The sequence below is a fragment of the Sphingomonas sp. FUKUSWIS1 genome (assembly GCF_000733135.1).
GTDB classification, from domain to species: Bacteria; Pseudomonadota; Alphaproteobacteria; order Sphingomonadales; family Sphingomonadaceae; genus Sphingomonas; species Sphingomonas aerolata.
Genome location: NZ_JPJC01000282.1, coordinates 18,879 through 20,055 on the forward strand (window position 1 = coordinate 18,879; position 1,177 = coordinate 20,055).

Consider the following 1,177-nt stretch of genomic DNA (forward strand, 5'->3'; position numbering starts at 1 on the left):
CGCCGGTGCCGCCGTCGCCGAGGAAATGCTTGGTCGTCGCGATCACGCGGTCGGGGGCAAGGAAATCCCTGGTGCCGACCTTGCCCTGCACGCCCTCGATCACCGCGCCGGCGAAATCGGTCTGGACCGCGGGTTCTTCCGAATAGCTTTCATAGGTGCGGCCCCAGCGATCGTCGCGGACCACCGCGAGCGTCGGCGCGAAGGTCCAGTCGATCCCGGCGGCGGCGGTCTCGATCGCGGTCACATGGCCGATCTCGCGCATCAGGTCACGGTCGCGCGTCGCACCGAGGCCGATATTATGCGGGAAGAGCGTCGCACCGGGAATGTTGTTGTTGCCGTGCACCGCGTCGGTGCCCCAGATCACCGGAATGGCGGGCCGACCGTCGCTGCGCGCCATCGACGCATCGTAAAAGGCATCCGCGAGCTTCAGCCACTCGATCGGCGGCGCGAGATCGTCGCCGTTCGGCCCCGAATTGCCCCCGTTGAGGATCGAGCCGAGCTTGTAGGTGCGCAGGTCCGCGGGGGTGATGCTGGCGATGTCGACCTGGATCAGCTGGCCGACCTTGTCCTCGATCGACATGCGCGCGACGATCGCGTCGAGCCGCGCTTCGATCTTCGCGTCGCGCAAAGGCATGGCCTTGGCGGTCGGCCAGAGGCCTGGATTCGCGACCGCCGAAAGCGGTGTGGACGCCGGGTTTGCGGCTGGCGCGGCAGATGTCGGAGCAGATGTCGGAGTAGATGTCGGGGCAGGGGCAGGGGGCGGCGAGGCTGGCGGTCGCGACGCGATCGGCGAGGCCGCGGTCTGTAGCAGCAGTGCGATCGTCACCGATGAGAAACCCGTCGACATCCTTATCTCCCTGATCCCGGTTCGAAGCGCTTCGACTGATGCCGACGCCCCCGGGCATTGCCACCCTGCTATCGCCGCAGCGGGGCGTCGGGCAAATCATTTACGTTACAAGCAAGGGAAGGATCGAATTCGCATCCGAACTCCGGTGTTGTCTGCCACCGCTCGGAAAGCCGGCTATAAGCGTCACGGGGGCGCAGAACGCGCCAGGGCGCAAAAATTGCCATAAAAGTGAAATTTGCATTTGACGGGTGCGGGGAGTGGTCCTAGAGGGGTGTCACCGCAGCGAACGGCCACACGGTCTGGTTGCTGCGGTCGCAAACAACCAGATGC

Annotated in this window: 1 protein-coding gene; it reads right to left on the minus strand. The window is 65.5% G+C overall.

Annotated features, from left to right (window positions below):
* Window positions 1–847 (minus strand): glycoside hydrolase family 3 N-terminal domain-containing protein (locus tag sphsw_RS18040; RefSeq protein ID WP_327195656.1); only part of this gene is annotated, 847 nt, incomplete at its 3' end.
* Window positions 848–1,177 lie beyond the last annotated feature (330 nt).